This window comes from Rhodopirellula sp. JB055 (assembly GCF_043100905.1).
Taxonomy (GTDB): domain Bacteria; phylum Planctomycetota; class Planctomycetia; order Pirellulales; family Pirellulaceae; genus Rhodopirellula.
The window spans coordinates 1-7,135 of sequence record NZ_JBICHO010000567.1; the positions used below are offsets into that span (position 1 = coordinate 1).

Sequence of the window (7,135 nt, forward strand, 5' to 3'; positions counted from 1 at the left end):
GAGGCACTCGAATCGGATCGCCCGTGTTCTGCGGTCCTGCATCCGCGAAATCAGCGGCCAGGTCACCGACCGACATGCCGGCTTCGGTCACCGCTTCGCTGCCAATCGATTCGTCACCCAACGTGAGCTGCGGAACCGCTGGCGTCGGATCAGAAACGTCAGGTGCAGGCGGAGGAGACGGCGGCGTCTTGGCCGATGGATGGGTGCTCGGCGGATCGATTTGCACGAAGGAATTGCACTTCGGGCAATTCACAATCGTGCCGATCAGAGCCGGGTTGCTGACCTTCAATCGAGACAGGCAACTGACGCACTGAACTGCGAAGGGTTGAAAATCATCACCGGAAGAAGCCGCGTCAACCAACGATCACTTCCCGCCCGCTTCCGCGATCATGCTGGAAACTTCGACCGACACCAACGCCGACGGCAGCGCGTAGCTGACCACACGACCGGCGCGAGCGATGTTCACCCCGATGACTTGGCCATCGCTATTGAGCAACGGGCCGCCACATTGATCGGGGTTCAAAACCGTGTCGTGCTGCAGGACTTCTTCGAATCCCGACAATCGGATGTTCCTGGCTCCGTTGACGCGAGCGTCATTTTCCGACTCGGTGACAATCGATGCTTCCCGCATTTTGGCAGACAATTCTTTCGTGTCCCCATCGCGAACGATGGTCAACTGAACGATCTCGCCAGGGAACATGCGTCGCAACGTCGACATCACCGCGTCTTTGTTGTTCTGCATTTCCCCGTTGATGGCGATGATCCGGTCTCCTGATTCCAAACCGGCTTCGGACGCACTGCTGTTGGGAAGGATTTGTTCGACTTGTGCACCGGCGGTGGATGCATTGGGATTCAATTGGACCCCCAACATGCCACGATGTTCAACGCGACGTGGTCCAGCGCCCATGACGCCCAACCCAATCACACGATTCGTTCGGTCGGGACTGATCAAGAAACTGCCGACGACCGGAACCGAAGAAGTCAACGTTACCGGACGAAGCATTGGCAAGGTGCCCGTGTTATCGCGCTCGATCACCAGCAACGCCAAATCGCTACGTCGCCGGACAGCCGCCACACGGGCCGGGAACATCCGGCCATCCCGAAGTCGCACGCGAATCGGGTCGTTGGACAATTCACTGCGTTTGGTGATCACGTATGCGTCGGTTGTTGCCACCGCCGCCCCGCCCATCAAACTGGATTTTGCGACCACAGTACCAAGCGCCACCGGACGTCCACCACAGATCACACCGACGACGCCATCGGCCGCACGCTCTGCGATTGGACGCACCAATTGCATCATCTCGCCATTGTCGCGGCGATGCATGACTCGTTCGACCAAACGTTCTTGCAACCAAGCTGGCACGGACGCGCCATCTTGGGCACTCGCTGGTGCCGCCGTCGAGGCAGCCACAAGAGCCAACATCGACAACGACATGAGTGCTCGGTTCAGCGGTCTGATTCCAGTTGGTTTCTGCACATCAGTCTCCACGGCCAATCTCCACAATGACTTTGACAGGTTGGCCATCACGTCGCAGCCAAATCTTCACTCGTTCACCGGGCATCGTGTCGGACACCGCAGCCTTCAATGATTCAAAATCGGTGATGTCGACATCGCCAAACGTCACCACTTGGTCCACTTGGTCCCCTTCGCGAATTCCACCTTGCTCGGCAGGCGATCCCGGCCCGACTCGCACGACGTTAGCGATTCCGCCTTCGCTGTTGCCTCGGATCCCGAGCACCGGACGAAAGCCTGGCAAAAATCCCCAAGCGTTGCCGCCCTGCATCCGGTCCCAGTGTTCATTGTAGTGGTCCACGGGAACGTGCAAGTTGTCTGCAACATCGTTTCCGATCCGGCTATGCACCGCGATCAATTTTCCAGACAAGTCGAACAACGGCCCGCCGGAGTCACCGCCGATCAACGCACAATCGGTTACCAATCGATCCGGGTACACCGCCAAGATGCGGCCCACGCGAGTCACCATGCCTCGGTCGGCTTCATAGCCACCAGGATGCCCGGTCGCGATGCACCACATGCCAGAACTCAAATTCTCGCTGGTTCCCAAAGAAGCATGTGGCCATCCGATTTCACGCCCCGCCGAATCACGAGCGTTCTGGCCAGGATCGATCTTCATCAATCCCGCGTCCACACTGCGATTCATCCCCAAGGTTTTCGCCGTCACCGTGCGGCCATCGTTGAGCGTCAACATCGCCGACTTGCCAGGCCGCATCGCCACATGAGCGGCAGTCAAAACATAACCGGTTGGCGTGATGATCACGCCGCAACCTTGAGCAGGACCAATCTGAACGCTGACCGTGCAAGTTTCTGCCGCGGCGGCAACGCGTTGCTGTTGGCGTTGCAACAACCGCAGTTGATCCAACGATGTCGGCACACCGCCCTCTTTCACCAACTGTTTCAATTCCTGGGGTGGCTCGATGTAGGTGCCACCGGAACGAGCCGCGAACGCCTGACGGGCTGAAGTCCCCGAAGCGGATTCTTGGACAAACGCGTTGTGCGTGACCGGGCCTGATGGGACCACTCGAGGGGCACTCTGCGCCGGCGGAACCAACGTCGCCCCAGGTGGCAGGGGTGGTGCACCGATCGCCGAAGGCACTCCCGATATGATCTGCGCAGACCCCGTGGACAAGGGCATCGCCAGGGCGAACAAAAAGAAACTGGCAATCAGCCTCAGTCCGAGCGTGTCGTGATATGGCATCGCGTGATTCATCAGGAGGAAAGACGGACGGTGTTCATTGTACCCCAACGACCAGCAGTTGGTTCAAGGTCTTGCCGCTCGCGACGACGTCGTTCAGGCGATAAAGTACCGCTGCAATGCGTTCAATCCAAACAAACTCCGGAATCGTTGCGACCGAATGTTTGATCGGAAACGTGCCGAAGGACGCTTCGTGCTGTTCGCTCGGGCCGCAGATCGCTTGGATGCCTCGATCATTCCAAACGTTCACGTCCCGTGTCACTTCGTTGCGTTTTTCTTTGGAATCCGCCGTTTTTCGGACGCCTAACTGGGCACCCTGAGTTTCCGCTCGTCGTTTCGAGCCTCAAACGAATCTCAGATTCGCCCCCGTTTGTTCGTCTTTTCCGACCGGTTCCGTCGTCCCTTTCCTCGCCCACCGTCTGATCTGTCATGTCAAAATCGTTGCTCATCGTCGGTTGCGGGTACCTGGGTTTGCGAGTCGGGCGAATGGCCCACCAAGCAGGCTGGCAGGTCGCCGCGACCACCCGATCGCGGTTCGAGACGTTGTCCGCCGAAGGATTCACTCCCGTCGCGTTCGACTGGAACGATTCGCGAACGCTGAAGAACTTGCCGGAAACGACCCACGTTCTGATCGCAGTCGCTTATGATCGCCACAGCCGCGTTGATCGTTTCACGTCTCAAGTCGATGGGCTGGCCCGTTTGACTCGACACTTGGACCACGGTCGATCGCCGCAGCAATCGCCGGACGTTTGTTACATCAGCACCACCGGTGTCTACCATCAATCCGGAGGCCTATGGGTGGATGAAACGTCGCCCACACATCCTTCGCGGGCAGGCGGCAGAGCGCACTTGGCCGCAGAAGCCAAACTCCGATCGCTTCGACACGATCGCTCGACGACGACACTGCGTCTGGCAGGAATCTATGGGCCCGGACGCGTCCCCAGGGCAGCCGACGTGATCGCCGGTCGCCCCATCGCTTCCCCACCCGGTGGTCACTTGAATTTGATCCACGTCGATGATGCCGCGACCGCGGTGATGAACAGCTTCGACCGTTCCGCTGCGGATGCAAAACAGCGTTGCCCGCTGTATGTGGTCAGCGACGACGAACCGGTTGTGCGCCGCGAGTTCTATCGCCAGATCGCGAAAGACACCCACTCGCCAGAACCGACCTTTGTCGATCCCGCTGCGGATTCTGGCGTTCGCTTCCGCAGCGAATCCAACAAACGAATTTGGAACCGCCGCGTTCGCCGCGATTTGCTTCCGACGATGAAGTACCCAACCTATCGTCAGGGACTTCACGACGTTCTCGCAAATCTCGCCTCCACTCGATAACTCCCGATTGGAATCCCCCCAGCGATCTGGCCGGTGGATCCTGCGACCGAAACAACGTCCTACAACAACGGGGTTGGTTCAGGTGCCGGTTCAGGTTCCGGTGTTGGTTCGGGCTCAGGAGTTGGGTCCGGATCCGGGCTCGGCTCTGGCTCAGGAGCAGGTTCTGGCTCCGGTTCAGGTTCCGGCTCGGGTGCTGGTGGCGGCGGAGGTGTCGGAATGGTGCGGCTCATCACCATGGCGGATCGTTCCGTCAACAACCTTGCTCGGCCAAGCAGACTTTCACCAAACAAACCTGGGCTGATCCAAGTGTTTCGCACCAACGGAATGCCGACTCGCACTTCGACTTCCGAGGTGCCTTCGGCGATCTCTTCGGGAATCACGGTCACCTCTGCATCGCGAATGCCAACCGCCCCCATGTGCGCCTGCACAACGTCGCGTACCTCTTCCGAAGTCGCTCCCGTGATGATTCCACGACGGGCGCCGATGTAAGCGGCGTGGTCCGCCGAATGCCGAAGCATCGCCACACGCGTCAACTCGATCCCGGAAACCAAGATGCCGAACAGCACGGTGGAGACAACTGCCATCTCAACCACCGTCGCCCCACCGCGTCGATGGGTCGACAAAGCAGACCGTTGAAACCTGGTTTTGATCATGATGCAAGAACGCGAAGCGGAAAACAAAAGAGAGAGGAGAGAGGGACTCATTGGGTCATCAACGACGGAAGCTTCTTCGCGATTTGCTCAAAAGCACTTTGCAGTTGGCTCGCGTCGGTGGCGTGAAAGTGTTCTCCGCCGCACGCGGTTGCCAGATTCGCCATCCGCGATTGGTCCGCGTCTTGGCTGAAGGTGATCGTGAACAACGTCACCCCCGAATTTTTCAAGGCCCAGGTCATGCTCTCGGGACTCATCCCCGTGTTGTGATGACCATCGGTCAGCAACACCATCGTCCGCACCGCGTAGGGCCGAGCATGTGCGGCATCGGTGAGCGCTGACAAACCTGACTGCAACCCGTAACCGATGCTGGTGCCTCCGCCATCGAACTGATACGAAACGCTGTCGAGCTGACTGGCAATCTCCGTGTAAGAGTGAGTCAGCTCGCAATCACGGCTCGCTTCCGTGGCATAGGTCGCCAAACAAAGTTTTTCGGATTGCGGGGATGACTCGAGAAAGCCATTGAATGCGTTGACCGATGCGACCAAATCCAACCATCGTGAGTTAGGAGGCACAGGTTGCCCGTACGCCCATCCAGGCGGCGCAGCAGCCGGATTCACATAAGGATCAGGCGTTTCATCGCTCGCGTAAGCCATCGATCCACTCCGATCAATCACCAACGAAACATCCATCGTGCTCTGAGTGCTCACGGCAACTCGTTGAGGACGAATCTCCAAATGTGTTCCAAGGGTCGGAAACAAAGGTGAGAAAACAGCGTCAGGAGCGTTCGCCAAAGACAGGGTCGTCAAGCGAACCGCATTTCCCATCTCGCTCCCTTCGGTCAGCGGCTCAAAGCTATACCCCTCGTCCAAACTTTCGCGGACGCTGACACCGAATTCCAGATCGCCCATGTTGATCGGAACGACTTGCCCAGCAACCGGATTCCGGGCCGCTGCTTCTCGAGCCGCCTCCAACGCAGCGTTCTTGTCACCGGTTTGAACGTACATCCGCCCCGCCGCACACACAGCGGCGTCTGTGACCACTTGGCTGTCCGCTGTGACCGCTTCGACGTAAGCGATGTTGATGGAGTAAGCCGCTAAAATCAACAACACCGGCAACATGATCACCAGCAGCACAATGACCGCTCCTTCACGTTGACTGGACCGCTCTTTCAATCGATTCATCGTTCTTAATTCCCAATCACGGTTTCTGAAGAGTCACCGACTCGGTCAAGTCATAGTTTCCGAATCCCCAGCCGCCCATGAGAGAGTTGGATGAGAATGGGGCTTGAACTTCCACCGTGAACCAATCTCCTGAATCCAACGATTGCGGATCCATTGGGTCCATGACCACGACGATGTCGTTCAAACGCTGATCCGTTCCCAACGTGTCGCATTGCCATTCCACGTTTTCAGCCTTCGCGTCTGGCAGCACGCCGACACGAGCGCCTTCGTAGGCGACCATTTTCATCTTTTGCTGCAACCGGATCATGGTGCACGCTTCAACCGTGCCCATCATGACCACGAGTAACAACGGCAGTCCCACGGCCAATTCCGTGACGGCGATCCCGTTGCGATGCATTGATTTGTTTCGAGTGACCATGGAGAAGGGGTTCCCACTTAGGTGATGTCATGGGTCCGCGACGATGGCGAACAAATGCATCCTACGTCACAAAAACCCACCAATCGGCGAACCTTCAAACGGAAGCAGGCAATCTCAGTGCCCAAACCGCCTGTTCCCAGAGCAATCCGATCGAATCTTCCGATTGCAGCAATCCCAACGAATGCTCCACTCAACAGGATTGTCCAACAAACCGGGGCGACAACCAAGACGAAACATCGCCATGCGATGCGCAAGGGACAAGCTTGGCGGCTAGTCTTTCGCCTTGTTCAACCGCGTGGCCTACTACTCCCGTAGCGCCAGCCCAATGGCACATCCTTTCCCAATTCCCCCTCCCCGTGGGAAGGTCGAGCGAAGCGAGGGGAGAGCTACACACTGAGTTTTAGAATCGCCCTCCCAGGCCCAAAGCGGGCCACCCCACCCTGAAGGTGAAGTAAGTGGCATTCAGCGCCAACCGTCAAGACTTGCCGATCTCCCGAATCCAACGAAACTCTTGGCGAGTTTCGCTACCGTGAAATGGAGCACTGCCGCAAACTGGGGCCAAGACGAAGGCCCACGTTAGAGAGCAAGGCCCGAGCTGAAACTTTTGAAGTTGCGTTTTTGCGTGAGGCATTGGCGTCTTCATAACCCGACGCGTTAGTTTTGAAGTTGCGCTTTTGCGTGAGGCATTGGGTTTTTCATAACCCGACGCGTCAGTTTTGAAGTTGCGCTTTTTGCGTGAGCTTCGCCAGATTGGTATTGCAATGAAAGGCGGGGCCAACCCATGACGAGTTGCTTGTGTTTACACCCTTCACGTTGAAGGCCCCACCAATGATCATCGTC

The 7,135-nt window shown here is 57.8% G+C and carries 7 protein-coding genes and 1 pseudogene; 1 reads left to right on the plus strand and 7 read right to left on the minus strand.

All coding sequences use genetic code 11. The features are described from left to right. The 4 genes and pseudogenes from ACF8AM_RS22070 to ACF8AM_RS22085 form a co-directional block, all read right to left on the minus strand. A pseudogene (locus ACF8AM_RS22070) lies at positions 1-361 on the minus strand (hypothetical protein); the annotation flags it as partial. Between the two features lie 3 nt (positions 362-364). After that, complete coding sequence (locus ACF8AM_RS22075) at positions 365-1,435, minus strand: PDZ domain-containing protein (RefSeq protein WP_392557729.1); 1,071 nt, start codon at positions 1,433-1,435, stop codon at positions 365-367. Between the two features lie 43 nt (positions 1,436-1,478). After that, on the minus strand, positions 1,479-2,726 hold the full coding sequence (locus ACF8AM_RS22080) for a S1C family serine protease (RefSeq protein ID WP_392557730.1): 1,248 nt from the start codon (positions 2,724-2,726) through the stop codon (positions 1,479-1,481). Positions 2,727-2,748: 22 nt separating this feature from the next. Continuing rightward, a complete protein-coding gene (locus ACF8AM_RS22085) occupies positions 2,749-2,961 on the minus strand; it encodes a hypothetical protein (RefSeq protein WP_392557731.1) in 213 nt (70 codons plus the stop codon). A gap of 179 nt (positions 2,962-3,140) precedes the next feature. Between ACF8AM_RS22085 and ACF8AM_RS22090 the strand changes: the two genes are divergently transcribed. Then, positions 3,141-4,043 carry an SDR family oxidoreductase gene (locus tag ACF8AM_RS22090; RefSeq protein ID WP_392557732.1) on the plus strand — a complete coding sequence of 301 codons (903 nt, stop codon included), beginning with the start codon at positions 3,141-3,143 and terminating at the stop codon, positions 4,041-4,043. A gap of 59 nt (positions 4,044-4,102) precedes the next feature. Here ACF8AM_RS22090 and ACF8AM_RS22095 read toward each other — a convergent pair whose 3' ends face one another. The 3 genes from ACF8AM_RS22095 to ACF8AM_RS22105 all read right to left on the minus strand — a co-directional run bounded on the left by ACF8AM_RS22095 (position 4,103) and on the right by ACF8AM_RS22105 (position 6,295). Beyond that, entirely contained in the window at positions 4,103-4,666 is a 564-nt protein-coding gene (locus tag ACF8AM_RS22095; RefSeq protein ID WP_392557733.1) for a TadE/TadG family type IV pilus assembly protein, read from the minus strand. Positions 4,667-4,743: 77 nt separating this feature from the next. Beyond that, a complete protein-coding gene (locus tag ACF8AM_RS22100) occupies positions 4,744-5,877 on the minus strand; it encodes a VWA domain-containing protein (protein ID WP_392557734.1) in 1,134 nt (377 codons plus the stop codon). A gap of 16 nt (positions 5,878-5,893) precedes the next feature. Continuing rightward, the gene (locus ACF8AM_RS22105; RefSeq protein ID WP_392557735.1) at positions 5,894-6,295 is read right to left on the minus strand and encodes a TadE/TadG family type IV pilus assembly protein; all 402 of its coding nucleotides are present in this window, start codon (positions 6,293-6,295) and stop codon (positions 5,894-5,896) included. Positions 6,296-7,135: the final 840 nt, after the last annotated feature.

Coding starts and splice junctions, on each gene's coding strand:
- ACF8AM_RS22100 (WP_392557734.1), bottom strand. CDS start 5,877: ATGAATCGATTGAAAGAGCGGTCCAGTCAACGTGAAGGAGCGGTCATT.
- ACF8AM_RS22080 (WP_392557730.1), bottom strand. CDS start 2,726: ATGAATCACGCGATGCCATATCACGACACGCTCGGACTGAGGCTGATT.
- ACF8AM_RS22105 (WP_392557735.1), bottom strand. CDS start 6,295: ATGGTCACTCGAAACAAATCAATGCATCGCAACGGGATCGCCGTCACG.
- ACF8AM_RS22090 (WP_392557732.1), top strand. CDS start 3,141: ATGTCAAAATCGTTGCTCATCGTCGGTTGCGGGTACCTGGGTTTGCGA.
- ACF8AM_RS22075 (WP_392557729.1), bottom strand. CDS start 1,435: ATGTCGTTGTCGATGTTGGCTCTTGTGGCTGCCTCGACGGCGGCACCA.